The 23125-nt window shown below is 64.4% G+C and carries 25 protein-coding genes; 16 read left to right on the forward strand and 9 right to left on the reverse strand.

The features are described from left to right. Positions 1 to 115: 115 nt before the first annotated feature. Positions 116 to 970: an AraC family transcriptional regulator gene (locus tag RTQ46_RS25725; protein ID WP_312440442.1), complete on the reverse strand. Its 855-nt coding sequence runs from the start codon at positions 968 to 970 to the stop codon at positions 116 to 118. 118 nt (positions 971 to 1088) lie between these two features. Here RTQ46_RS25725 and RTQ46_RS25730 point away from each other — a divergent pair, with 118 nt between their 5' ends. Together RTQ46_RS25730 and RTQ46_RS25735 are read left to right on the forward strand one after the other, a co-directional pair. Continuing rightward, positions 1089 to 2045, forward strand: a complete 957-nt coding sequence (locus RTQ46_RS25730) for a phytanoyl-CoA dioxygenase family protein (protein ID WP_312440443.1) — start codon at positions 1089 to 1091, stop codon at positions 2043 to 2045. A gap of 101 nt (positions 2046 to 2146) precedes the next feature. Beyond that, on the forward strand, positions 2147 to 3292 hold the full coding sequence (locus tag RTQ46_RS25735; protein WP_312440444.1) for an alpha-hydroxy acid oxidase: 1146 nt from the start codon (positions 2147 to 2149) through the stop codon (positions 3290 to 3292). Here RTQ46_RS25735 and RTQ46_RS25740 read toward each other — a convergent pair. After that, complete coding sequence (locus tag RTQ46_RS25740) at positions 3289 to 3801, reverse strand: ATP-binding protein (RefSeq protein ID WP_312440445.1); 513 nt, start codon at positions 3799 to 3801, stop codon at positions 3289 to 3291. The two genes, RTQ46_RS25735 and RTQ46_RS25740, sit on opposite strands and share 4 nt — an antisense overlap. A 250-nt stretch (positions 3802 to 4051) precedes the next feature. On the opposite strand from RTQ46_RS25740, the gene RTQ46_RS25745 reads away from it, so the two are divergent. Continuing rightward, the gene (locus RTQ46_RS25745; protein ID WP_312440446.1) at positions 4052 to 4723 is read left to right on the forward strand and encodes a hypothetical protein; all 672 of its coding nucleotides are present in this window, start codon (positions 4052 to 4054) and stop codon (positions 4721 to 4723) included. On the opposite strand, the gene RTQ46_RS25750 is transcribed toward RTQ46_RS25745, so the two are convergent. Beyond that, positions 4724 to 5389 (reverse strand): hypothetical protein, encoded by a 666-nt coding sequence (locus tag RTQ46_RS25750; protein WP_312440447.1) that lies wholly within the window; start codon positions 5387 to 5389, stop codon positions 4724 to 4726. A gap of 99 nt (positions 5390 to 5488) precedes the next feature. On the opposite strand from RTQ46_RS25750, the gene RTQ46_RS25755 reads away from it, so the two are divergent. Continuing rightward, positions 5489 to 5992 (forward strand): hypothetical protein, encoded by a 504-nt coding sequence (locus RTQ46_RS25755; protein WP_312440448.1) that lies wholly within the window; start codon positions 5489 to 5491, stop codon positions 5990 to 5992. Further along, positions 5992 to 6966: a L,D-transpeptidase family protein gene (locus tag RTQ46_RS25760; RefSeq protein WP_312440449.1), complete on the forward strand. Its 975-nt coding sequence runs from the start codon at positions 5992 to 5994 to the stop codon at positions 6964 to 6966. Before RTQ46_RS25755 ends, RTQ46_RS25760 begins: the two co-directional genes overlap by 1 nt. 39 nt (positions 6967 to 7005) lie before the next feature. On the opposite strand, the gene RTQ46_RS25765 is transcribed toward RTQ46_RS25760, so the two are convergent. From RTQ46_RS25765 to RTQ46_RS25775, 3 genes are read right to left on the reverse strand one after another with little or no spacing between them, the layout of a single operon-like run. Beyond that, complete coding sequence (locus tag RTQ46_RS25765) at positions 7006 to 9396, reverse strand: mechanosensitive ion channel domain-containing protein (RefSeq protein WP_312440450.1); 2391 nt, start codon at positions 9394 to 9396, stop codon at positions 7006 to 7008. A 2-nt stretch (positions 9397 to 9398) separates the two neighbouring features. Next, entirely contained in the window at positions 9399 to 9803 is a 405-nt protein-coding gene (locus RTQ46_RS25770) for a hypothetical protein (protein WP_312440451.1), read from the reverse strand. A 57-nt stretch (positions 9804 to 9860) separates the two neighbouring features. Further along, positions 9861 to 10631 carry a CPBP family intramembrane glutamic endopeptidase gene (locus RTQ46_RS25775; protein WP_312440452.1) on the reverse strand — a complete coding sequence of 257 codons (771 nt, stop codon included), beginning with the start codon at positions 10629 to 10631 and terminating at the stop codon, positions 9861 to 9863. A 120-nt stretch (positions 10632 to 10751) separates the two neighbouring features. Between RTQ46_RS25775 and RTQ46_RS25780 the strand changes: the two genes are divergently transcribed. The 6 genes from RTQ46_RS25780 to RTQ46_RS25805 all read left to right on the forward strand — a co-directional run bounded on the left by RTQ46_RS25780 (position 10752) and on the right by RTQ46_RS25805 (position 15302). Continuing rightward, positions 10752 to 11327 carry a GNAT family N-acetyltransferase gene (locus RTQ46_RS25780; protein WP_312440453.1) on the forward strand — a complete coding sequence of 192 codons (576 nt, stop codon included), beginning with the start codon at positions 10752 to 10754 and terminating at the stop codon, positions 11325 to 11327. Next, positions 11324 to 11863, forward strand: coding sequence for a GNAT family protein (locus RTQ46_RS25785; protein WP_312440454.1), 540 nt, complete (start codon positions 11324 to 11326; stop codon positions 11861 to 11863). The genes RTQ46_RS25780 and RTQ46_RS25785 overlap by 4 nt, the downstream gene beginning before the upstream one ends. Next, entirely contained in the window at positions 11860 to 12558 is a 699-nt protein-coding gene (locus tag RTQ46_RS25790; protein ID WP_312440455.1) for a response regulator transcription factor, read from the forward strand. Before RTQ46_RS25785 ends, RTQ46_RS25790 begins: the two co-directional genes overlap by 4 nt. Before the next feature lie 2 nt (positions 12559 to 12560). After that, complete coding sequence (locus RTQ46_RS25795) at positions 12561 to 13784, forward strand: histidine kinase dimerization/phospho-acceptor domain-containing protein (RefSeq protein ID WP_312440456.1); 1224 nt, start codon at positions 12561 to 12563, stop codon at positions 13782 to 13784. 72 nt (positions 13785 to 13856) lie between these two features. After that, positions 13857 to 14732, forward strand: a complete 876-nt coding sequence (locus tag RTQ46_RS25800) for an alpha/beta hydrolase-fold protein (RefSeq protein WP_312440457.1) — start codon at positions 13857 to 13859, stop codon at positions 14730 to 14732. Between the two features lie 84 nt (positions 14733 to 14816). Beyond that, positions 14817 to 15302, forward strand: a complete 486-nt coding sequence (locus RTQ46_RS25805) for a hypothetical protein (protein ID WP_312440458.1) — start codon at positions 14817 to 14819, stop codon at positions 15300 to 15302. Here the strand turns inward: RTQ46_RS25805 and gstA are convergent. Then, entirely contained in the window at positions 15282 to 15926 is a 645-nt protein-coding gene (gstA, locus tag RTQ46_RS25810; RefSeq protein ID WP_312440459.1) for a glutathione transferase GstA, read from the reverse strand. The genes RTQ46_RS25805 and gstA overlap by 21 nt on opposite strands. Positions 15927 to 16059: 133 nt before the next feature. Here gstA and RTQ46_RS25815 point away from each other — a divergent pair, with 133 nt between their 5' ends. Next, positions 16060 to 16380, forward strand: a complete 321-nt coding sequence (locus RTQ46_RS25815; protein ID WP_312440460.1) for a helix-turn-helix domain-containing protein — start codon at positions 16060 to 16062, stop codon at positions 16378 to 16380. 80 nt (positions 16381 to 16460) lie between these two features. Here RTQ46_RS25815 and RTQ46_RS25820 read toward each other — a convergent pair whose 3' ends face one another. Both RTQ46_RS25820 and RTQ46_RS25825 read right to left on the reverse strand, forming a co-directional pair. Further along, positions 16461 to 17432, reverse strand: a complete 972-nt coding sequence (locus RTQ46_RS25820; RefSeq protein ID WP_312440461.1) for a D-2-hydroxyacid dehydrogenase — start codon at positions 17430 to 17432, stop codon at positions 16461 to 16463. Continuing rightward, complete coding sequence (locus tag RTQ46_RS25825; protein WP_312440462.1) at positions 17429 to 18379, reverse strand: LysR family transcriptional regulator; 951 nt, start codon at positions 18377 to 18379, stop codon at positions 17429 to 17431. Before RTQ46_RS25825 ends, RTQ46_RS25820 begins: the two co-directional genes overlap by 4 nt. A 184-nt stretch (positions 18380 to 18563) precedes the next feature. On the opposite strand from RTQ46_RS25825, the gene RTQ46_RS25830 reads away from it, so the two are divergent. The 4 genes from RTQ46_RS25830 to RTQ46_RS25845 form a co-directional block, all read left to right on the forward strand. Beyond that, a complete protein-coding gene (locus RTQ46_RS25830; protein WP_312440463.1) occupies positions 18564 to 18746 on the forward strand; it encodes a hypothetical protein in 183 nt (60 codons plus the stop codon). Further along, positions 18743 to 19603 (forward strand): alpha/beta hydrolase, encoded by an 861-nt coding sequence (locus RTQ46_RS25835; RefSeq protein ID WP_312440464.1) that lies wholly within the window; start codon positions 18743 to 18745, stop codon positions 19601 to 19603. The genes RTQ46_RS25830 and RTQ46_RS25835 overlap by 4 nt, the downstream gene beginning before the upstream one ends. 283 nt (positions 19604 to 19886) lie before the next feature. Then, positions 19887 to 21143: an efflux RND transporter periplasmic adaptor subunit gene (locus RTQ46_RS25840; RefSeq protein WP_312440465.1), complete on the forward strand. Its 1257-nt coding sequence runs from the start codon at positions 19887 to 19889 to the stop codon at positions 21141 to 21143. 3 nt (positions 21144 to 21146) lie between these two features. After that, the coding region (locus RTQ46_RS25845) for an efflux RND transporter permease subunit (RefSeq protein ID WP_312440466.1) at positions 21147 to 23125 on the forward strand (1979 nt) is incomplete at its 3' end.

Raw genomic sequence — 23125 nt, forward strand, 5'->3', positions numbered from 1 at the left:
CTTGGCTACGAACCAAGGGGTCGTGGGTTCAATTCCTGCCAGCCGCACCAGAATATCGGGGATCAGATTGTAAAATCTGGTCCCCTTTTTCTATTTTGGCGCCGTTTTTTTCCGCTTATCTGTATTGCTGGCGAAACGCGCGCGGCGTCATCTGCTTGTCGGCGCGAAACTGGCGGTTGAAATGCGCCAGGTTCCGGTAGCCGGCTTCCTGCGCAATGGCCGCAACGCCATGCCGGGTCTGGATCAGTTGCTGGCAGGCGCGTCCGATCCGCAGTCGCGCCAGATAGGTGCTCGGCGTGCACAGCGCATGGCGCTTGAAAAAGCGGTGAAACGCGCCCAGCGACAGTGCCGCCCGCTCTGCCAGTTCTTCCATGGCAATCTCTTCTCGAAAATGCAGGTGCATGTAATCGAGCACCTTCGCCATGCGCTGCTGCTGGCCATCGGCCGCGATCAGCTGCAAGGCGTTCGAGGCCAGCGGCCGCGCCTGCATGTCGCCAGCCAGTTCCAGCAGCACGCTCAACAGCAGCGGCAGGCGCTGCGGCTGCGGCAGCGCGTGCAGTTGCAGCAGCATGGCGGCGCTGCGCGCCGCGACTTGCGGCGTAAATTGCAGCGCCGGTCCGGCGCGCAGGGCCAGTTGCCGCAAGCCGTGCAGTTCCGGCAGCACGCTGGCCAGCTGCGTGATCCACTCCAGCGAAAACCACACCACCACCGCCAGCATCGGCTGCGCCGCATCGATGCGCTCGCTGGCAGACCAGGTATGCGGCAGGTTCGGTCCCACCAGCACCAGGTCGCCGGGCTCGAAATTGCCCAGATGGTCGCCGATATAGCGCTGGCCGCGCGCGTTGACCGTCAGGGTCAGCTCGAACTGCGGATGGTAGTGCCAGATAAAGGGAATCGTGTCGAGCTCGCGCCACAGCAATCCCCAGGAGTGGCCAGCGGGAATCGTGACTTGTTCGAACAAGGGTGTCATTGCGACGTTTTCTTCAGTTGAATGGTCACGATAGTATCAGTATTGGCTGCTGCCTGCATAGTTGCCATGTCTGCTACGCCGCACAATCTGTTCCACCACATCACAACAGGAGACAGCAATGCAAGACCGATACCAGTATGGCGACGAGCGCCCCGGCAACCCTTCCGTGGCCTATATCGAGCAGGCGCAGTTGCGCGACATTCAAAAGCAGCTGCCGCTGCGCGTCTTGTGCGACAGCGACTTTTTGCACTGGCAGACCTATGGCTATGTGATCGTCAAGGACGCCGTCAGCCCGGAACAAGTCAAGCGCACCACGGATTTTCTGTGGCAATTCCAGGGCATGGATGAAAACGATCCATCGACCTGGAACCAGGCGCAGCGGCGCGATCATGCGATGAAGGAACTGAACGGTTCCGGCATGGTCGAGGCGTATCATAACCAGACCATGTGGGACAACCGCCAGACCCGGCGCGTATATGACGCCTTTGTCGATATCTGGGACCGCGAAGACCTGTGGGTGACCATCGACCGCGCCAACCTGAATACGCCGAATAGCGGCAAGCGCAAGTTCGGCGGCTTCATCCACTGGGATGCCGACACCACGCTCGACCCGCTGCCGGTCAATGTGCAGGGCGTGCTGGCCCTGTCCGACACCACGCCCGAAGGCGGCGGCTTCCAATGCTATCCGGAACTGTTCAACCATCTGCTGGAGTGGCGCGAACAGGCGCCGAAAGACCGCAATCCGTGGCAGCCGGACCTGGCAACGGTGCCGTATCCGATGGAATTCATCGCCATGAAGAAGGGAGAGCTGCTGATCTTTAACAGCCTGCTGGCGCATGGCATTCGCCCGAATACTTCGACCGACCAGGTGCGCCTGGCGCAATATATTTCCTTTACGCCGGCCCAGGAAGACAACCACAGCTTGCGCGACTGGCGCGTGCAGAGCTGGCGCGAGCGCAGTGCGCCGCAGGGATATGCATTTCCCGGCGATCCGCTGGAGCAGGAAAAGCTGCGCTACCCGCAGGCGCAGTTGAGCGAGCTGGGCGAGAAAATCCTCGGCGTGCGCAACTGGTGATCACGCTGTCGATGCGATACTGTCAGGCATCTGCCTGACAGATAGACAATTATCGTCAAATGCACCATCATGCTTCGACTTGCCATCGAACGGGGAAATGCATGAGCATCATTACCAGCATCGAAGACCTGCGCATCCTGGCGCAACGACGCGTGCCGCGCATGTTTTACGATTATGCCGATTCCGGCTCCTGGACCGAATCGACCTACCGCGCCAACAGCAGCGATTTTGCCAGGATCAAGTTGCGCCAGCGCGTCGCCGTGAACCTGGAAAACCGCAGCCTGGCCTCGACCATGGTGGGCCAGCACGTCAGCATGCCGGTGGCCCTGGCGCCGACTGGCCTGACGGGCATGCAGCATGCCGATGGCGAGATCCTCGCAGCCCAGGCGGCCGAGCAGTTCGGCGTGCCGTTTACTCTGTCAACCATGAGCATCTGCTCGATCGAGGACGTGGCCGCCAACACCACAAAGCCGTTCTGGTTCCAGCTGTATGTGATGAAGGACCGCGAATTCATCAACCGCCTGATCGACCGCGCCAGGGTCGCCAGGTGCAGCGCGCTGGTCTTGACGCTCGACTTGCAGGTGCTGGGCCAGCGCCACAAGGACTTGCGCAATGGCCTGTCGGCGCCGCCCAAACTGACGATACCGAACATCATCAACATGGCCACCAGGCCGCGCTGGGTAGCCGGCATGCTGCGGACCAGACGGCGCGGCTTCGGCAATATCGTCGGCCACGCCACCTCGGTATCGGACATGTCGTCGCTGTCGGCCTGGACCCAGCAGCAGTTCGACCTCAGCCTGTCGTGGAAGGATGTGGAGTGGATCAGGCAGCGCTGGGGTGGCAAGCTGATCATCAAGGGCATCATGGATGCGGAAGACGCGCGCCTGGCCGTGGCCAGCGGCGCCGACGCGCTGATCGTGTCGAACCATGGCGGGCGCCAGCTCGACGGCGCGCAATCGTCGATCGAAGCGCTGCCGGCCATCGTCGACGCGGTCGGTGCGCAAATCGAGGTGCATATGGACGGCGGCATCCGCTCGGGCCAGGATGTACTCAAGGCCGTGGCGCTGGGCGCCAGGGGCGTGTATATCGGCCGGCCGTTCCTGTACGGCCTGGGCGCCATGGGCCGCCCGGGCGTGACCAAATGCCTCGATATCATACGCAACGAGCTGGACCTGACCATGGCCTTCTGCGGCCTGCGCGATGTGCAGCACGTGGACCAGAAGATTTTGTTGCCGGGAACCTTCTAGGTTGTCACGCGTACCACATGAAACCCTTCGGCCGCATCGGGCGCCACGAAATGGCGCGTGATGGCGTCAAATTGCGCCTCGCTGGTCTGGAACGGATGCTGCCCATCCTCATTGCGCCGGCGCAGGCGCGCCTTGCACTCGGCATCGCTGACGTCGAGCAAGTGCAGGATGTGGGGCGTGCCTGCCTGCTCGGCCAGTTCGCGCAGCCAGCCCCGGCTCGCCGGGGTATTGGCGGGAAAGTCGAGCACCACGGACACGCCCGCGCCCAGCAGTTGCCGGCACAAGGGCGCGACCACCAGGCGCAGCCGCGCCGCATGGACCAGGTAGTCGTCCACGCTGCTGATCTGGCCAGGGTAGAGCCGGGCCAGCCAATCGTCTTCGCTGATGCGCACGGTGCACGGTTGCGCTGCCAGGCGCTGGGTGAGCGTGGATTTTCCCGATGCGATCTTGCCGCATACCAGGTGCAGGGTCGGAGAAGCTGCGTGAGTGTTGTTCGAAGTAGGGTGCATGGTTGCTCGCTGTGAGTAGAAGAAAACCCGCGAGGCGCCTTGCAAAAAAGCCGCCCCTCAGGCGGCTTTGGCAATGTGATGACTGCGCTAATCCACCATGGTCTGCATGGCGATAATAATGGACGGTGGAGTTGGGCGCGGTGACGACATGGCCCTACCTTGCCATGCGGGCGTCGCCTTGTCAATTACCTGGCTATGATGACACCGGCGCACAAACGCTCCCCATCAGCTACTGTCCATCGGAGACCCCATGTCAGAACCAGCATTTGCCGGGCACGCCGCCTTCCTGATCAGCCTGGCCGAACCGGACCAGGCCTGCACCACCTTTTACGATGAAGACGACGAAACCGTGCACGAGTGGGAAGACGGCGTGCTGACGATCTCGACCGATTTTACCGACTACACCAGCTACCAGCTGACGCCGGTGGCGGGCAGTTCGCCGCTGCAATTCGAGGTGGTGGTCGAGAACGAGGATGGCGTTGCCGAGTTCGATAGCGATGCGCAAGACGACCTGGCAGAGCGGCTGGCGCGGCTGGTGCGGCAGATCCGCCAGTTCCGGAACAGGCGCGCGCTGTCGGCGGATGAACTGGCAGCACTGGACGCAATGCTGTTGCCAGCCGGCGAGTGGGAGTGGAAAGAGTGGCCTGAGATCGGCACCGGCGAACTGCGGCAGGCCATCGCGGCGCACCGGCTCGATATCGCCATCACTGCGCCGACTGCCCGGCAGCAGCGCGAGGTGTATGCCAGCGCCGACTTTGCCAGCGGCGTGCTGGGCTGGTTCCGCCAGCAGCTGATGCCGCATGGCTGGACGCTGGTGGCGGTGTCGCCGTTCGACGAGCTGCAGGCTTTTTTCCTGGTGACAAATGAGCAGCTTGAACCGGCGCGCATGCTGCTGGAGCAGCAGGGGCGCCGGCTGAAATAATCAGGCCGATGCGGGACCGGCCTCGATGAAGTTCCAGCGTCCCCGGAAGGTCGCGGCGTCGAGCGCGCGTTCATGCGGATTGCCCGGCTTGAACAGATCGGTCAGCGCCAGGTCCTGGATGGCGCTGCCGAAGCCGCCCAGCATCGCCTTGCCCCACGGCCGGCGGGCGTGCGCAAACACGGGGGCCTGCTGCTGCGCCGCCAGTTGTGCCAAAGCCTGTTTCACCGTGGCGCAGGCCTCTTCGCCCAGTTCGGTGGCAACCGCGCAGACCAGCCGCTGTCCGAACAGCAGGGGCTTGCCAGCCGCCGTCAGACGCTCTTCATTGAACAGGCTGATAAACAGGTCGGGCGCCAGGTCCTCCTTTTCGCATACCGTCCAGCTCGGCGCCCATGCTTCCAGGCTCATGAAGCGCGCGCCGACGGTGTCGGGCGTGTGCGTCCACCTGGCATGCGATTTCGCATCCCAGCCCATGCGGCCAAACGGAATCAGCTTGCCTTGCGGGTTGTACTGATGCGTGCGCACGCCCGTCCTGCCGGTGCGCGCCTGGGCTACCACGGCGCCGATGGCGGCGGCAAATGGCGTCCATTGTTCCGCCTGCCACAGGCCGGGCGAACCGGGCGCTGCCAGCAGCAGGAACACCTCATAATCACGTGAAAAAAAAGACATGCCTTGATCCTGAAAAGTCGAATGAAAATCTTGTCACATCATTATAGTTGCATGAAATAATAAGGCCGGTTCGCTAAAATTTTGCCAGGGAGATCGATCATGAAAGTATGCCGCATGCTGTTGACCTTGGCGCTGCTTGCTTCAGGCGCAGCCCACGCTCAGGACCGCTATCGCGACGACGGACGCGATGAAAGAGGTACTGACATTCAGCTGATTTGTTACGGCGGCGCCGAAAAGCCCACCACCGAATACCGTTCCGGCTACGAATGGGATGCGCAACAGCACAAATACGTGCCGAAACAGAGCATGGAGCTGGGCAAGTCCGACTTCCAGGCGACCCTGACCATCTCGATCCACGGCGACCGTGGCGATATCCAGCTGCCCAAGAGGCTGATTCCGCCGCTGCACGGCAGCAATCAGGATGGCTGGTGGCCAATCGACGAATTGATCGTCGGCCACAATGAAATCCGCGGCAAGTTTCGCCTCAATGGAATGAACCAGCCGCGCCTGTCGATCAACCGCATGAACGGCGCCATCACGATTGACGGCCTGATCAAGTTCAACGGCCGCTGCGATGCCGACGAAGGGCACCGGCGTTTCTGATGGCGTACTCTCTTTCTGCCAGAATATTGATCCTCGTTGCAGCTTGCCTGATTGCCGGTGCGGCGGCCGCGCAGGGAGCGAAGGTGTCCTCGCCGGTGGAGCTGGCAAAGCGCGCGCAACTGTTGAAACCGGGCCAGTGGGTATGGGCGCCGGCTATCGCGCCGGCCGGTCCGGTGCTGGTGTATGTCGACCTGTCGCGCCAGCTGGCGACCATCTATCGCAACGGCGTGCGCATCGGCGTGTCCACTGTGTCGAGCGGCAAGCCGGGCCATGAAACGCCGACCGGCGTGTTTACCATCCTGGAAAAGAATGTGGTGCATCACTCGAACGCGTACAACAACGCCTCCATGCCGTATCAGCAGCGCCTGACATGGGATGGCGTTGCGCTGCACGCGGGCGGCTTGCCCGGCTATCCGGAAAGCCATGGCTGCGTGCATCTGCCGTATGCGTTTGCGCGCGAACTGTTCGGCACCACGCGGCAGGGCACCACGGTGGTCGTCAGCGACGGCGCCACGCATCAGATGGCGAGCGCTGGTGGCGAGGTGCTGGCGCCGAACACCGTGAGCGCGGTCAACGATGGCGCGCAGGACGGCGAATTCTGGGCGCCCGAGCGCGCCAGGTCCGGCCCGGTCACCATCGTCATGTCGCGCAGCGACCAGGCGGTGGTGGTATTGCGCAACGGCGTGCAGATCGGCCGTTCGCGCGCTGTGCTGCCTGGCGACAACGACGGCACCCATGTGCTGACCTTGGGCAAGGACGGCGCCTGGCTGTATGTGGGCGTGGCCGGCCATGCCGGCGAAGCGGGCCGGCCGCTCGACGCCGCCGTGCGCCAGCGGGTGCAGATTCCGGCGCCGTTCTACGACAGCGTGGCGCCCATTTTGCTGCCTGGCACTACCTTGCTGGTGACCGCCGCGCCGCTGTCGCAAGGCGGGGCGGGCACGCCGCTGACCGTGCTCAGTGGCGACGGGCCATGAAGCGGCCCGTAGCCTCAGGGCAGCCGGGCTTGCCCGGTCCTATTGAGCCTCTGTGGGGCGCAGATTGATATCGATCCGCTGATAGGGGATCTCGATATTCGCCGCCTGCAGCGCTGCCAGCGTGCGGCTCAGCAGCTCGCCACGCACCGCCATCCAGCTGCCGATATCGGTGGTCCAGGCCTTGACCACGAAGTTGAGCGCGCTGTCGCCATAGCCTGTCAACAGTATCACCGGCGCCGGCTGCTGCGCGACGCCAGGGGTATCGCAGGCCGCCTGTGCCAGCACGCCGAGAACGCGCGCCGGGTCCGAGCCGTAGGCGACGCCGACCGTGATCTCGAAGCGGCGCTGGCGGTCGAACATGGTCCAGTTGGTGAGATTGCTGGCCAGCAGCACGCCGTTCGGCACCACCGTGTCGGCGCCGTCGAAGGTGCGGATGGTGGTGGCGCGCAGGCTGATCTCGCGCACGGTGCCGGAAGTTCCTGCGGCATCGACGACGTCGCCCGGCTGGATCGGCCGTTCGAACATCAGCACCAGGCCCGAGACGAAATTGTTGACCACGTTTTGCAGGCCAAAGCCGATGCCCACGCCCAGCGCGCCGAACACCAGCGCCAGCTGGCTGACCTTGAAGCCGGCCGCCGACAGCGCGATCAGCAGGCCCGCCAGCAGCACGCCGTAGTAACTCAGGGAAGCGATGCTGTTGCCCACGCCGCGCGGCAGCCGGCTGTGGCCGGGCAGTTCTTCGCGCAGCACGCGGCGCACCACGCGCGCGGCCCAGAATGCCAGCCAGCTGGACACGGCGAACACCAGGATATCGCCCAGGTCGAATGCGACTTCGCCCACTTCGAGGCCGATGCCAAGGACGCTGGCGCCGGCATTTTGCAGCGGACGCAGCACGCGCAGGCGGTGCAGGCTGTAGATCAGCCAGGCAAGCGCCGCGCCGAAGACGATCAGGCGGGTGCAGGCAGCTTCCAGCAGCGGACCGTGGCGCTGCACGAAACCATGGCGGGCGATTTCCGGCTGGCTCAGCACGGCGTGCAACAGGCCATGGCACACGGCCACGCTGGCATACAGCAGCAGCGCCATGTAGCCGCTGTCGATCACGCCGCTGGTCAGCGTCTCGGCCATGGACACATTGCCGGCTATATTGCACAGGGCGGCCACCACCAGCATCAGCAGCACCGCCCAGCCGATCGGGCGTACCAGCGATTGCAGCCGCTGCGCGCGCGCGTCGCCGGGCGGCGGACCAGGGTGGCGCAGCAGGCGCACGGTCAGGCCGAGGGCGAGCGCATTGAGCGCCAGCAGGAACAGGCGGTACAGGCTGATGTCGGCCACCGCCGCCAGGCCCAGCCGGTCGAGCAGATACAGCGCAATGGCCACGGTCGGCCAGATGCCGAGCGAGCGCGTGGCGTCGCCCGGCAGCAGGCGCAGCACGGGCACCAGGGCAATCAGCAGGGCAAATTCTTCGACCAGCAGCGGCGCGTCCGGCTGCAGCGCCACCACCGCCAGCATCGACAGCAGCAGCCAAGCCGAGAAGGGCCGGCGCAGGGCGCGCGCCGCGCCACTGGTGTTGTGGGGATCACGGGCGTGCTGGCTGCGCAGTACCAGCCAGATCATCAATGGCAGCAACAGGAACTGCACCGCGCGCACCGCTTGCTGGTTGCCGGTGGCCGCCGCATGATAGTCGACGGCGAACTGGCGTTCGATCTCGATGCCGCGCTGCATGGTGGCCATCGTTGCCTGCGAAGTGGCGCCAGCGCCGATGCCCTGCCACAGAGGCGCGATATCGACGCGCAGCAGGCGCTGGTCGATATCGTCGATGGCGGCGGCAACGCTGTTGCGGCCCGTCTGGATCTGCGCCTTCAGTTCGCTGCTGCGCCGGGTCAGCTCGAACTGGCGCGCCAGCACCACCGACAGCGCCGCTTCGGTGGCGTCGATCTGCGCCAGCATGGTGTCGACCCGCTCGGTCAGCGCCGGCGGCAAGCCGTCGAGCAGGCCGGCGGCGCGCGTGGCCGACCAGGCGGCGCGCCGCTGCGCCAGCTGCATCGCGCTGTCGGCATACGGCGCGAAGGCGCGCCGCGCCGCGACTTCCCACTGATCGAGCCGGCGCGCGTCGAACTGCCAGTGGCGTGCCAGGCTTTCGAGCCGCATGATCGGCAGGTCGCGCAAGGCTACCCCCGGCGTGGCGCGCAGCTTGGCCTGCACCGGAACGGCGACGGCATCGAGCATGGCGCGCAGGCGCGCATCGGGCGCGGGCGCGGCCAGCAGGGCCTTGGCCGATTCGAGCCGCTGTTGCTCCTGATCGGCACGTGGCAGGATATCCTGCACCGCGATCGGCGTGGCCGCCGTCGCAGTTGCCGTGCTTTGGGCCCGCGCATGGACACTGCCCAGCAGCGTCAGCGCCAGCAGCACGACATTGAGCAGCGCGCGCATCGTCAGGTGCCAGTGGCGCCGATTTCCAGCACATAGCTGGCCGTCTGGTTTTTACGGGCCGCGTTGCGCATCAGGTAGACCTGTACCTTGTAGCGGCCCGGCGCGGCAATGTCGCCCTGGTAGCGGTTGCCGTCGCGCGAGCCGACAAACAGCGCTTCATCGGCGCCATCCAGGCTGAGATTGAAATAGGCGGAGGTGTTGGCGCTGTTGAGCCTGATGGCGAGCTTGCCGCCGACCGGCGCCGTGACGCTGTATTCGACCGTCGCGTAGCCCTTGATCTTGCCGCTGAGTTTCTGCATCGGCGCGCCTTGCGCCAGCGCGACTTTTTCGTGTCTGACAGGATCGAACGCCCAGGCGCTGCCAGACAGTAAACAAGCGCAGATCATCACGGTGGCGATTTTTTGCATGGACTTCTCCTTGTGGTCGGGGCAGGGCGCAAGACGTTAAATTGCTGTCAATATATTTTAAACTACAGTCGCCGAACACGATAAGGCCGCGCGCTGGCTCGGCCGCAGCAGCCAGGCGCCATACAGGCACAGCGGCAATACCGCCAGCAAGGCAGCATAAGGCAGCACCGATACCTCGCCCTGGGACGGTGTCGACAGCATCGCTGTCACCAGCGCGAAATCCCACAGGCCGTGTACCAGGACCATCGGCCATGCCGACCGGGTGCGCAGGCGAATGGCCGCATAGCCGATACCCTGCATGGCGGCCGCTGCCGCCTGCCACAGGGCGCCGCTGAAGTCGCCCGTGCTCAAGCCATTGACGGTGTGCGCCATGCCGAACAGCAGCGACGAGATCAGCACGGCCGGCCAGATTGCCAATCGCTCCATCATGCCTTGCAGCAAAATCGCGCGGAACATCAGTTCTTCCGAGATTGCCACCAGCGCCGTGTTGCACGCTACCACCAGCAGTATCGTCGGCTGCGGCCAGCCGCCGGCCCAGGCCAGCAGCAGCATCAGCAGCGCATACAGCAGGGGCGGCCAGGCCAGCCAGACGGTCCGTGCCGGCGCCGGCATGCCCAGGCCGGCTGCGCGGCGCCGGCTGGAGGCCAGCAGCAGCGCCAGCGCGAACAGGGCCGCCAGCACCCACGGCAGCCCGATGCCGTCCGCGACCGAGGCTGCCAGCGTGGCGGGCAGGCTGCCGGGCTGCAGCCAGCGGCCACTGAGGGTCAGGCCCATCCAGATTGCCAGCGCGACGAAGGACAGCGGCAGGGTAAGCTGGATTCTGTGCATGAATGTACGGGTCGGTTGTGGGATGGGAAAAGATGGAAAATTCGGATGAAAAAATTGCCACACCATTATAGTTGCATGAAATAATAAGATTCGTCCATTTCCCCAGTCCACTGGAATCGCATGGCTTATACCAAAACCCTCGCCACCGGGCGCCTGATCCTGCGTCCGCCGCAAGCATCCGATGCCGATGCCCTGTTCGCCATGCATTCCGATCCGGAAGTAATGCGTTACTTCAGCGAGCCGCCCTGGCAGGACCCGGCCCGCGCCGTGCAGCAGATCGCCGATGACGCCGAAGCGTTTGGCAAGGAGGAGTTCTTCCGTTTTGCCATTACGTTGCAAGCAACGGGGGAATACCTGGGCAGCTGCACCCTGTTTGCCGTGCACCGGCAGAACCGCCGCGCCGAGATCGGTTATGCGCTGGGCCGCCCGTACTGGGGCCAGGGCTATATGCATGAAGCGTTGACGGCGCTGCTGGAGTACGCGTTTGTCGAGCGCGACCTGAACCGCCTGGAAGCCGATATCGACCCCCAGAACGCCGGCTCGGCCAATGCCTTGCTGCGCCTGGGCTTCAAGCAGGAAGGCTACCTGGCCGAGCGCTGGATCGTCGGCGGCCAGGTCAGCGATTCGGCGCTGTATGGCTTGCTGCGGCGCGCGTGGCAAGCCAGGCTGCACGGCGACGGCACTCCGCGGCCATGATGCCAGCCAGTCTGCCTCGCCTCGATCATCCGCTGGTCAGCCTGCGCCCGTTGTTGCGCGCCGATGCGCCCGCCTGGTATGGCTATCTGCGCGACCCTGCGGTGGTGCGCCACACCAGCTGGAACCTGGATTGTCTCGACGACCTGCTGGCGGACTTCGACGCCTATGAATCGGCCGACCCGGCCTCGCCGCTGCGGCTGGCGGTGGTGCTGCGCGACGGCGGCCAACTGGTCGGCACGATCGGCTTGCATACGGTGTCACCCGTGCATCGCACGGCGGAAATCGCTTACGACCTTTCGCCCGCCGTCTGGAAGCAGGGCGTGGGCTGCGCCATCGTCACGGCGGTGGCGCACTGGAGTATCGAACAGCTGGGCTTGCTGCGCCTGCAGGCAACCGTGCTCGAAACCAATGCCGGCTCGATCAGGCTGCTCGAGCGCTGCGGTTTTGCGCGCGAAGGCTATCTGCGCCATTACCGGCTGGTCCGGGGAATGCCCGGCAATTTCTGGATCTATGCGCGTATCGCCGCAGTGCCATGAGCGCGGCAGTGCTCACTGTCCTGCTGATCGAAGACCATGCCGGCATCGCGCGCCAGATCGCCACGTTCGTCGACGGCCTGGGCTGGCAACTGGACCATGCCGGCACCGGCGCGCTGGGGGTGCGGCTGGCCACCAGCCATGTCTATGACGTGGTGCTGCTGGACCTGAACCTGCCCGATATCGACGGCCTGCAGGTGTGCCGCGCCATCAAGGCGGGCGCGCCCAGCAATGTGCCGATTCTGATGCTGACCGCGCGCGACGCCTATGAAGACAAGGCGCGCGGCTTTCATGACGGCGCCGACGATTACCTGACCAAGCCGTTCGACCTGCGCGAGCTGGCCCTGCGCTGCGAGGCGCTGGCGCGCCGCAGCCAGTTGCATGTGCACCAGGAACTGCGCGTGGGGCCGTTCATGCTGCTGGCGCGCGAAAGCCGGGCGCACTACCGCGATGTCGCGCTGTCGCTGACCCAGAGCGGCTTCAAAATTTTGATGCTGCTGTGCCGCGAACACCCGCATGCCGTTGCGCGCGCCGCCCTGAGCGCGCACCTGTGGGGCAGCGAACCGCCGGAAAGCGATGCGCTCAAGTCGCATATCTATGCGCTGCGCAAGCAGCTGGAAGCGGCTGGCGGCGCCGGCCTGCTGGTGACGATACCGCAGCTGGGCTATCGGCTGGCGCTGGCGGACGAGAAAGGCTAGCGATGGCCAGCACCATACGGCGCGGCCTGTTCGTGGCGCTGGCCGGCTTTACCGTGCTGCTGTGCCTGTCCTATACGGGCCTGGCCGTGGTCATTTCGTACGTGACCGAAGACATGCTGGTGCAGCGTTTGCTGGAACGCGAAGCGGCCGCCATCACCACGCGTTTGCGCCAGCATGACCGCGCGGCGGCGGCCGGCAGCGACCTGATCACGGTGTACCGCGAGCATGCGGCTTTGCCGGCGGTGGTACGCCGGCAATTGACACCGTCGGCCCCGCGCGCCGAAGTATTTACCGGTACGGGCCAGCATTATCACGTGATGGCTTTGGCGGTTGACGACGGCGGCAAGCTTGGGCGCTGGTATCTGCTGGCCGACGTGGCGCCGCTGCTGGTGGTGTCGCGCCTGGTGCGGGAAGTGGGCGGCGTCTTGATCGGTGTGGCGCTGGCGCTGGTCGGCCTGGCGCTGCTGCTGGCCTGGCTGCTGGCGCGGCGCCTGGTGTCGCCCCTGCAGCGGCTGGCGCACGAGGCGCGCGCGCTGACGCCCGACAGCACGCCACGCTTCAGCGCGCGCGAGCGGCCCGACGAGATCGGCTTCCTGGCGCAGCGCCTGGAGACGACCTTCGGCCAGCTACAGGCGGCGCTGCAGCGCGAGCAGGCGTTCGCCCGCGACGTCAGCCATGAACTGCGCACGCCGCTCACCGTGATGCGCAATACGCTGGCGCTGGCCGGTGCGCGTCCCTTGCAGCCGCAGGAGCAGTCGCAGCTGCAGGACGGCGTGGCTGAGATGAGCAACACCGTCGAACTGCTGTTTGCCATGGCGCGCGCCGGGCAGGTCGCATCCGAGGCGGTCGAATTGCGCGCTTGCATTGAACAATGTCTGCTGCGCCTGCTGGAGCAGCATGCGTGGGACGCCAGCCTGCTGACGCTGGACTTGCCCGGGCGCCTGGCGGTGCGCGGCAACCGGCAACTGGTGCTGTTGCTGCTCAATAATTGCCTGGCCAACGCGCTGTTCCATGGCGGCCCGGCGTGCCAGCTGCGCCTTTCCTTTGAGCAGGGCTGCCTGTCCCTCCACAATACCGTGCCGGGCGGACAGGCCATGCGGGTGCAAGGTTTTTCGCATGGGCAGCATCTGCTGCTGCGGCTGGCCCAGGTAATGGGTTGGGATATCCGCTTTTACCCAGGCCTGCTTGACTACCGGGTCGATATCATTCCTGCGCTCACGGCATAAAGCCTGCCGATTTCACCGCGATTTCACCTGCCGCTGCCTATGCTGCGTTCTCCATCACCACGAGAGAACGCCATGAAATATAGTTTGAGCCTGCTGCTGTTGGCCGCGGCCTGTATCCCCGCCGTGGCCCAGGTGCAGACCTTGCAGCACAAGGACGCCAAGCGCCGCTATATCGTCTATACGCCACCGGCCTACGACAGCCAGCCGCAGCAGGCATTTCCCGTTGTCTTCAATTTTCACGGCGGCGGCATGACCATGGCCGAGCAGATGCTGTACACGCAGATGAACAGGACGGCCGATGCGCACCGCTTTATCGTGGTCTACCCGCAAGGCATCAAGCAGGACTGGAATGTGGGTTTCGGCATGGACTATCTCACCGGCACCGACGATGTCGGCTTTACGCAGGCGATGCTGGACAAGCTCAGACAGGACTACCGCATCGACGAGCGGCGCGTGTACGCCACGGGACTGTCGCGCGGCGGCTTCTTTGCCCTGCGCCTGGCGGCCGAAATGCCGCAGCAGTTTGCCGCCGTGGCGTCAGTGGGCGCGCCGATGCCGGAGCCGGTGATTGCGCACCACCAGCATCAGGGCAAGGCCGGCGTGCTGCTGATACACGGCACGGCGGACCAGGTGGTGCAGTATGAAGGAAAGGCCACCGGTTATCTGTCCGCCGCAGCAACCCTGCGCTACTGGGCCGATGTCAACGGCATCACGGCCGCTCTGCCGCCTGCGCGGCTGCTGCCGGCCGTGACAGGCGATGCCACGCAGGCCAGCCGCCAGGAACTGGGTAATGGAAAGCAAAGCGTGGCCTTGATCACGGTCGGCGAGGGCGGCCATACCTGGCCCGGCGCCGACGCCTTCAATATCGGCCTGCCGATCGGCAAGACGACCACGGCGTTCGATGCGAACGAGGCGATCTGGGAGTTTTTCAGCAGGCATCAGCGCTGATCTGCTACATGCTACGATGGTTCTTTTCGATCAGGACCATGAAAGGCAGGCGCAGTGGCAATGTCAATCGCAGAAATCACTTCGATGGCCGAAGCCATCTTTTCAAAGCCTGGCGCGCGCGTTGCCGAAGCGTATTCGGCGCCGCAGCAGCCGGCGCTGCAGTTTCAGTCTGCCACGCAGCTGTGCGCGTATGCGGCCAGGCTGGACGCCGGGGGTGCCAGCGAAGTCTTGCTCGCCGTGCATTATCCGGATATGGGCGGACATTTCGCACCGCGCCGTATCGCGCTCGACCCGGACAAATGCAATGGCTTAACTTGTCGCCATGTCTGCGAAGGGTGGGGCGTGATCCGCGTCTATCTGCGGCTGCCTCATGGCCGTGGACCGGCATCGCATGTGGGCGCCAATTCGCAGAAGCGCGCCGAAAAATGGCAATCCCACTACCCGGAGTTCGGCCTGGCCGGAGACTGGAACTGGGAAGCTGTCGGCCGCCACGAGCGCCGGCTGGCGAGGGTGCTCAGGAAGGTCGTGGCGATGGACGACATATCGGCGCTACCGCAGCAGGTCCTGTAGCAGCCCTTCCTGGCGCAGCGCCCGCTGCACTGCCGGCCGCGTCCGCACGCGCCGGTACCAGTCGCGCAGATGCTCCAGCTGGTCGAAATGGATATCGGCCTTGTAATATGACGTCAGCCAAGGCGCCTGTCCCCATCCCGTCAGCGCGAACAGGTAGGCATCGGCCACGCCGAAGGCCTCGCCCATCAGATACGGCCGGCTGACCAGCTGTTGATCGATCCACGCATAGCGCTGCTCCAGTTTCGGTTTCGCCAGCTCGACATATTTGCCTGCCTGCACCGCATACAGCAGAGGAATGAAGCCCTTGTGCACTTCCGTGGAAAGGAAATTGAGCCACTCCTGCAGCCGGTAGCGCTTGAACGTGCCGTTGGCCGGCGCCAGGCCGCTGTCCGGATGCAGGTCGGCCAGGTACTGCAGGATGGCCGGGCCTTCGCGCAGGATGCGGCCGTCATCGAGCTCCAGCGCCGGCACGTAGCCGTGCGGATTGACTTCATGAAAGTTGGCGCCGTCCCCGGTCACGTGCCGGCGGTAATCGACACTGACCAGCGTGACATCGAGGTTCAGTTCGTTGAGGATGATGTGCGGCGCCAGCGAGCAGCTGGCAGGGATATGGTAAAACTTCATGACGGCTCCGGTAATGGCGGCTCCAGGCGAGCCTGCCTGGAGAGCCATTATAGGCAGCAGGTATAAAAATGGAAGAAGGCACTATAATGTGGTGTAGGTACATTTTTTATACTTGAATGCGAAAGCGGCGGCCATGAAGGAAAGCGTAACGGGATGTTCGATCGAAGAAGCGATGCGCCTGCTGGGCGGGCGCTGGCGCTTGCTGCTGGTGTCCTACCTGATCGACGGGCCAAGACGTTTCAACGAGCTGCGGCGCGACGTGCCGCATATTTCACAGCGCATGCTGACGCTCGACCTGCGCGCGCTGGAGGAGGCGAAGCTGGTCGCGCGCACCGTGTATCCGGAAGTGCCGGTAAAGGTCGAATATGCGCTGACGGCGGATGGCCAGCGCTTGCTGCCGGTGGTGGCGGTGATGAAGGAATTCGGGCTGTGGTTGAAGGGCAGGTCGGATTAGCGCGCCAGCGCGCAAGCCGACACCACCACAATCAGCGTCAACAATGTTGTCGGATTACACGGCTTCGCCGCTAATCCGACCTACGCCACCACATTGACCGGCGCCCCGCGCTCGAACGCTTCCACATTGTCGATCAGGATATCGGCCAGCTTCTGCATCGCCTCGCCACTGGCCCACGCCGTGTGTGGCGTCAGGATGAAATTGGGCAGGCGCAGCTGCAGCAGCGGGTTGTCGGGCGCCGGCGGCTCTTTCGAGAGCACGTCGAAACCCGCGCCGGCGATCACGCCGTTTGTCAGCGCCTCGGCCAGCGCCGCTTCGTCGACCAGGCCGCCGCGCGCCGTGTTGATCAAGAGGGCCGTGGGCTTCATGCTGGCCAGTTCCTGGGCGCCGATGATATTGCGCGTCTTGTCGGTCAGCGGCAGGTGCAGGCTCAATATGTCGGAGGTGGCCAGCAGTTCGTCCAGCGACACTTCGGTCACGCCGTCTTCGTCGATGGGCGAGCGGTTATGCACGGCCACCTCCATGCCGAAGGCGCGCGCCAGCTGCGCCACCGATTTGCCCAGCGCGCCGTAGCCCAGCAGGCCCAGGCGGCTGCCGGCCAGGTCGCGGATCGGGTGGCCAAACAGGCAGAAGCGGTCGGACGCCTGCCACAGGCCCGCCTCGATGTCGGCGCGATAGGCCACCAGCTGGCGGCGCAGCGCCAGCATCAGCGCCAGGGTATGTTCGGGCACGGTGGCGCGCGCGTAGTCGCGGATATTGGCCACCACGATGCCGCGCGCGCGGCAGGCGGGCAGGTCGATGATGTCGGTGCCGGTGGCGGCCACGGCGATCATTTTCAGGTCCGGCAGCTGCGCCAGTTCGGCCTCGCGCAACGGCACCTTGTTCGTGATGCCGATGCTGGCGCCTTGCAAGCGCGCGACCGTGTCGGCACTGCCTTTGGTATGCGCGTGCTCGGCCCACTCGTGCGCAAAGGCGGGCGGGCGAACCTTGGCAATCAGGCTGTCGCGGTCGAGGAAGACGATGGAGTGCTTTGCTTGCTGTGCTGCGGTCATGGCTGTCCTTCTGTCTGGTCGGCGCGCGCGTGCTTGGTTTTCATCTGCGTGGCCGGGTGGTTGGTAAACATGTCGGCGACCCATTCGACGAACACGCGCACCTTGGCCGACAGGTGGCGGTTGGGCGGATAGATCACGTGGATCGGCAGCGGGTCGGATTCCCAGTCGGTCAGCAACTCGACCATTTTGCCCTGTTCCATCAGGGGCGCCAGCATGAAATGGGTCATCTGCACGATGCCCAAGCCCGCCACGCCGGCCGCCGTGTAGGCGTTCGAGTCGTTCAGGGCGATATGGCTGGGCATGGCGATCTGGATGCGTTCGCCGTCGCGCGTGAAATCCCATTCAAAGGTGCGGCCCGTCTTGGACGAGAAAAAATTCACGCCGCGGTGGCGCGGCAAATCGTTCGGATGCAGCGGCGTGCCATGATGGGCCAGGTAGCCGGGCGAGGCGCAGGTGGCGAAATGCAGCACGCCGACGCGGCGCGCGATCAGGTTGACGTCGCCGAGTTCGCCGCCGCGCACGGCGCAGTCGACGCCTTCCTCGATCAGGTCGACCGGGCGGTCGCTGCAGCCCAGTTCCAGCACGATGTCGGGATAGCGGGCGAAGAAGTCGGGCAGGGCGGGAATCAGCAGTTCGCTGGCCAGCGCCGTGGGCGCATCGACGCGCAGGCGGCCGCTGGGACTCAGGCGCGTGCGCGACAGCGATTCTTCCGCTTCGCGTACGTCGGCCAGGATGCGCACGCAGCGCTCGTAATAGGCCGCGCCATCGGAAGTGATGCTGACGTGGCGCGTGGTGCGGTTCAGCAGTTTTACCGCCAGGCTCGATTCCAGCGTCGAGATCAGTGTCGACACGGTGGCCTTGGGCAGCTGCATGTTTTCCGCCGCGCGCGTAAAGCCGCCTGCATCGACCACCTGGATAAACACTTCCATCGCTTGCAGCTTGTTCACTTGATTCCTTGGTATTTTTGTCGCTATTGTTCAAGACGCTGAACAATCAATTCATCATTGCCCTCTTTATCATATTGTAGATCAAGACTATAGTTGTTGTACTGCAGCATAAATTGAAGTTGCAGGAAACGCAGTCGATAGTTACGGGAGAAATATCATGGGTCATCGGAATGGAATCTTTGCATTGTTCGCGCTCACACTGAGCTCGCTTGCTCTGGCCGGGATGGTGTATACGGACGCGTATTCGCAGGCGGCGCAAGCCGAAGCGAGCGGCTACAGCGCGTTGACCCATGAAGTCGGCGGTACCTTGCTGTGCGTGAACGATGCCGGCCTGGACATGGCCGTGGCGCCGGTGGTGGTGCAATGAACGCACCGGTCGTCCTGGCCGACATGGCACCTGCCGAATCGCTGAAGATACGCGATATCGCCGTGCAGGGCGAGCTGGGAGCGCTGGACGCGCGCATCTACACGGCCGGCGTGCCGGGCGCCAAACAGTCGAGCCTGATCGTGTTCTTTCACGGCGGCGGCTTCGACGATGGCGACCTGGAAGACGCGGACGACTTCCTGCGCTGCCTGGTGCTGAGCAACCCCGACCACGTGGTGCTGGCCTCGAACTATACGCTGGCCAGGGAGCGGCCGTTCCCGGCCGCCGTCGAAGACGCGCATGCCGTGCTGCTGTGGGCGAAAAAGAACAAGGCCAAGCTGGGCTGGAGCGGCAAGCAGATGGTGGTGTCGGGCATCGAAGCGGGCGCCAACCTCGCTGCCGTGTGCGCCATGATGTCGCGCGACCGCGGCGGCCCGCCGCTGGCCGGCCAGATCCTGATCATGCCGATGCTCGACCCCGGCCTGTCGACCTGCTCGATGCGCTCGCTGCCGGCCAGCCCGGAGCTGGTGGAAGTGGCCGATGCCTGCGCCGCCGCCTACCGCGGCTACCTGCCGAACGCCGCCGACCGCACCCATCCGTATGCATCGCCGCTGCAGTCGAGCCGCCTGAAAAACCTGCCGCCGGCCCTGATTTTGTCGGGCGAGGACGACCCATTACGCGATGAGGCTGAACAATACGGCAGCAAGCTGATCGCCTGTGGCATCAAGACCACGGTGCGGCGCATGCCGTCGGCCCCGCTGAAGGAACCCGGTGCGCGCAATGAATGCGCGTGCAAGGTCCACGCCCTGTGCGAGATCGCCAGTTTTGTTACCGGCCTTGGCAAGGAGAGCGTTCCATGACCCCGCCATCCGCGATACCGTAAAAAATTACACTTACTGGTTTACTTTTTGATTTTCAGTTGTTACACTGTGTAGTGTAGTTTCCTGATCTTATCCTATTTTTCTGCGCTGTGCATTCGTACAGCCAGCTTTGCCGACCCCGCCTGCTTTTTCTGACGCCAGGCGGCCCCTTTGAAACTTGACCGCGCGCCGTCGGGCGCCACGCACCATCATTCACTTTTACAAGCTGGGTGGCTTCGTTTCGCCCAGACCATTAGAAATTTTCATAAAACAGGGAAATAAAATGAAAAACGTTCAACAAATTTCTATCCTGCTCAAGCCGCTGGCCGCAGCGCTGGCGCTGTCCGGCCTGGTTGCCGTCAGCCTGGCGGGCTGCGATTCGGCCAACAGCAAGGTGCCCGACGCACCCGCCGCCGGCGGCCCGCCGGTCTCGACCGCCGCCGTAATCGAAAAGCAGATCACCGAATCGCAGGAATTCTCGGGCCGCCTGGAAGCGATCGAACGCGTGGAAATCCGTTCGCGCGTCGGCGGTTTCATTACCTCGGTCAACTTCAAGCCGGGCAGCGAAGTGAAAAAGGGCGACGTGCTGTTCGTGATCGATCCGCGTCCGTTCCAGGCCGAGGTATCGCGTGCCGAGGGTGCTGCCGCTTCCGCCCGCGCCAAGGCCGAACTGGCCAAGCTGGAACTGTCGCGCGCCGAAAAACTGCTGGCCGAAAAAGCCATTCCGCAGCGCGAACTCGATGAAAAGGCGTCGGGCATGAAAGAGCTGGACGCCAATGTGCGCGCCGCCCAGGCGTCATATGAAGCGGCCAGGCTGAACCTGTCGTATACCCAGGTGCAGTCTCCGATCAGCGGCCGTGTCTCGAAAGCCGAAATCACCGTCGGCAACCTGATCGACGCCACCGCCATCCTCACCTCGGTGGTCTCGACCGACCGCATCTACGCCAGCTTCGACGGCGATGAAGACACCTACCTGCGCGTGGCCGGCACGGCGCAAAAAGGCACGCCGGTGACCGTCAAGGTGGGCCTGGCCAACGAAGCGGGCTTCCCGCACGAAGGCAAGCTCGAATTCGTCGACAACCAGCTCGACCCTGCCACCGGCAGCGTGCGCATGCGCGCCACCTTTGCCAACGCCGACCGCACGCTGGTGCCGGGCCTGTTCGCCCGCATCCAGCTCGATGGCGGCAACGGCCCGCAGGCACAGGGCTCGGCCCTCCTGATCAGCGACCGCGCGGTCGGCACCGACCAGAGCCGCAAGTATGTGTATGTAGTGGGCGCCGACAACAAGGCCGAATACCGCGCCGTCAAGCTGGGCCCGAGTTCCGACGGCTTGCGCGTGGTGCGCGAAGGCCTGAAAGCGGGCGAGAAGATCGTCGTCAACGGCCTGCAGCGCGTGCGTCCTGGCGCACCGGTCACGCCGCAGCTGGTGGCGATGGACTTCGACCCGACGGCGCCGGCCGCACCAGCCAAACCGGCAGCAAAAGACGCCAAGGTTGCCGCCAAGGCGGACGCCAAGGCAGCAACGACCACCAAGGAATAAACCATGAACTTTTCACGCTTTTTCATCGACAAGCCGATCTTCGCGGCGGTACTGTCGATTGTCATATTCGTGGCCGGGCTGCTGTCGATCTTCGGCCTGCCCATCTCCGAGTATCCCGACGTCGTGCCGCCATCGGTGGTGGTGCGCGCGCAGTACCCGGGCGCCAACCCGAAAGTGATCGCCGAAACCGTCGCCGCACCGTTGGAGGAGCAGATCAACGGCGTCGAGAACATGCTGTACATGTCCTCGCAAAACACCTCCGATGGCGCGATGATGCTGACCGTCACCTTCAAGATCGGCACCAACGTCGAGCAGGCCGAGACGCAGGTGCAGAACCGCGTGCAGCGCGCCTTGCCGCGCCTGCCGGAGGAAGTGCGCCAGATCGGCGTGACGACCGTCAAGTCGTCCCCCAACCTGACCATGGTGGTGCACCTGGTCTCGCCGAACAAGCGCTATGACGACATGTACCTGCGTAACTACGCGGTGCTGAACGTCAAGGACCAGCTGGCCCGCCTGCAGGGCATGGGCGATATCCAGATCTTCGGCGCCGGCGACTACGCCATGCGCATCTGGCTCGATCCGCAGAAAGTGGCGGCGCGCGGCATGACGGCCAACGACGTCGTCGAAGCCATCCGCGAGCAGAACGTGCAGGTTGCCGCCGGCGTGATCGGCGCGTCGCCGGCCAAGGACTCGCCATTCCAGCTGACCGTCAACACCCAGGGCCGCCTGCAGTCGCCCGAGGAATTCGGCGCCATCATCGTGCGTACCAATGCCGACGGCGCGGTGACGCACCTGAAAGATGTGGCACGCGTGGAAATGGGCGCCAACAGCTATTCGCTGCGCTCGCTGCTGAACAATAATCCGGCCGTCGGCATGGGTATCTTCGAAGCGCCGAACGCCAACGCGCTGCAGCTGTCGTCCGACGTGCGCGCCAAGATGGACGAACTGAAAAAAGACTTCCCGCAGGGCGTGGAATACCGCATCGAGTACGACCCGACCCAGTTCGTGCGTTCGTCGATCGAAGCGGTGATCCATACGCTGCTCGAAGCCATCGCGCTGGTGGTGCTGGTGGTGATCATCTTCCTGCAGACCTGGCGCGCGTCCATCATTCCACTGCTGGCCGTGCCCGTCTCCATCGTCGGTACCTTTGCCGTCATGCTGGGCTTTGGTTTTTCGATCAACACGCTGTCGCTGTTCGGCCTGGTGCTGGCCATCGGTATCGTGGTCGATGATGCGATCGTGGTGGTGGAAAACGTCGAGCGCAATATCGAGGAAGGGCTGTCGCCGCGCGACGCCACCATCCAGGCCATGAAAGAAGTCAGCGGTCCCATCGTCGCCATCGCGCTGGTGCTGTGCGCCGTGTTCGTGCCAATCGCTTTCGTGCCCGGCCTGTCCGGCGAGTTCTACCGCCAGTTTGCGCTGACCATCGCCATTTCGACCGTGATCTCGGCATTCAGCTCGCTGACCCTGGCGCCGGCCCTGTCGGCCGCGCTGCTCAAACCGCATGATGCGCCGAAAGACGCGCTGACGCGCGGCATGGACAAGGTCTTCGGCCGCTTCTTCGCCTGGTTCAACCGCTTCTTCGGCCGCGCTTCGCACCGCTATGAAGCGGGCGTCAAGGGTGTGCTGGGCCGCAAGAGCGCCTCGCTGGGCGTGTACGCGCTGCTGGTCATCGCCGCCATCTTCACCTTCAAGGCCGTGCCCGCCGGTTTCGTGCCGGCGCAGGACAAGCAGTACCTGGTCGGTTTCGCGCAACTGCCCGACGCCGCCTCGCTGGACCGCACCGAAGACGTGGTCCGCCGCATGTCCGACGTGATCAAGTCGGTGCCTGGCGTGGAGTCGACGATTGCCTTCCCGGGCCTGTCGATCAATGACTTCACCAATGCACCGAACGCCGGCATCGTGTTCGCCACCCTGAAACCGTTCGACGAGCGCACCACCAAGGAACTGGCCGGCGGCGCCATCGCGGCCGAAATCAACAA

This window comes from Janthinobacterium sp. (assembly GCF_031995485.1).
Classification (GTDB): Bacteria; Pseudomonadota; Gammaproteobacteria; order Burkholderiales; family Burkholderiaceae_D; genus Janthinobacterium.

Coding starts and splice junctions, on each gene's coding strand:
- RTQ46_RS25740 (WP_312440445.1), bottom strand. CDS start 3,801: ATGCACCCTACTTCGAACAACACTCACGCAGCTTCTCCGACCCTGCAC.
- RTQ46_RS25790 (WP_312440455.1), top strand. CDS start 11,860: ATGAGCGCGGCAGTGCTCACTGTCCTGCTGATCGAAGACCATGCCGGC.
- RTQ46_RS25760 (WP_312440449.1), top strand. CDS start 5,992: ATGGCGTACTCTCTTTCTGCCAGAATATTGATCCTCGTTGCAGCTTGC.
- RTQ46_RS25775 (WP_312440452.1), bottom strand. CDS start 10,631: ATGCACAGAATCCAGCTTACCCTGCCGCTGTCCTTCGTCGCGCTGGCA.
- RTQ46_RS25755 (WP_312440448.1), top strand. CDS start 5,489: ATGAAAGTATGCCGCATGCTGTTGACCTTGGCGCTGCTTGCTTCAGGC.
- RTQ46_RS25815 (WP_312440460.1), top strand. CDS start 16,060: ATGAAGGAAAGCGTAACGGGATGTTCGATCGAAGAAGCGATGCGCCTG.
- gstA (WP_312440459.1), bottom strand. CDS start 15,926: ATGAAGTTTTACCATATCCCTGCCAGCTGCTCGCTGGCGCCGCACATC.
- RTQ46_RS25820 (WP_312440461.1), bottom strand. CDS start 17,432: ATGACCGCAGCACAGCAAGCAAAGCACTCCATCGTCTTCCTCGACCGC.
- RTQ46_RS25750 (WP_312440447.1), bottom strand. CDS start 5,389: ATGTCTTTTTTTTCACGTGATTATGAGGTGTTCCTGCTGCTGGCAGCG.
- RTQ46_RS25840 (WP_312440465.1), top strand. CDS start 19,887: ATGAAAAACGTTCAACAAATTTCTATCCTGCTCAAGCCGCTGGCCGCA.
- RTQ46_RS25765 (WP_312440450.1), bottom strand. CDS start 9,396: ATGCGCGCGCTGCTCAATGTCGTGCTGCTGGCGCTGACGCTGCTGGGC.
- RTQ46_RS25795 (WP_312440456.1), top strand. CDS start 12,561: ATGGCCAGCACCATACGGCGCGGCCTGTTCGTGGCGCTGGCCGGCTTT.
- RTQ46_RS25735 (WP_312440444.1), top strand. CDS start 2,147: ATGAGCATCATTACCAGCATCGAAGACCTGCGCATCCTGGCGCAACGA.
- RTQ46_RS25805 (WP_312440458.1), top strand. CDS start 14,817: ATGGCCGAAGCCATCTTTTCAAAGCCTGGCGCGCGCGTTGCCGAAGCG.
- RTQ46_RS25745 (WP_312440446.1), top strand. CDS start 4,052: ATGTCAGAACCAGCATTTGCCGGGCACGCCGCCTTCCTGATCAGCCTG.
- RTQ46_RS25780 (WP_312440453.1), top strand. CDS start 10,752: ATGGCTTATACCAAAACCCTCGCCACCGGGCGCCTGATCCTGCGTCCG.
- RTQ46_RS25800 (WP_312440457.1), top strand. CDS start 13,857: ATGAAATATAGTTTGAGCCTGCTGCTGTTGGCCGCGGCCTGTATCCCC.
- RTQ46_RS25730 (WP_312440443.1), top strand. CDS start 1,089: ATGCAAGACCGATACCAGTATGGCGACGAGCGCCCCGGCAACCCTTCC.
- RTQ46_RS25835 (WP_312440464.1), top strand. CDS start 18,743: ATGAACGCACCGGTCGTCCTGGCCGACATGGCACCTGCCGAATCGCTG.
- RTQ46_RS25785 (WP_312440454.1), top strand. CDS start 11,324: ATGATGCCAGCCAGTCTGCCTCGCCTCGATCATCCGCTGGTCAGCCTG.
- RTQ46_RS25725 (WP_312440442.1), bottom strand. CDS start 970: ATGACACCCTTGTTCGAACAAGTCACGATTCCCGCTGGCCACTCCTGG.
- RTQ46_RS25770 (WP_312440451.1), bottom strand. CDS start 9,803: ATGCAAAAAATCGCCACCGTGATGATCTGCGCTTGTTTACTGTCTGGC.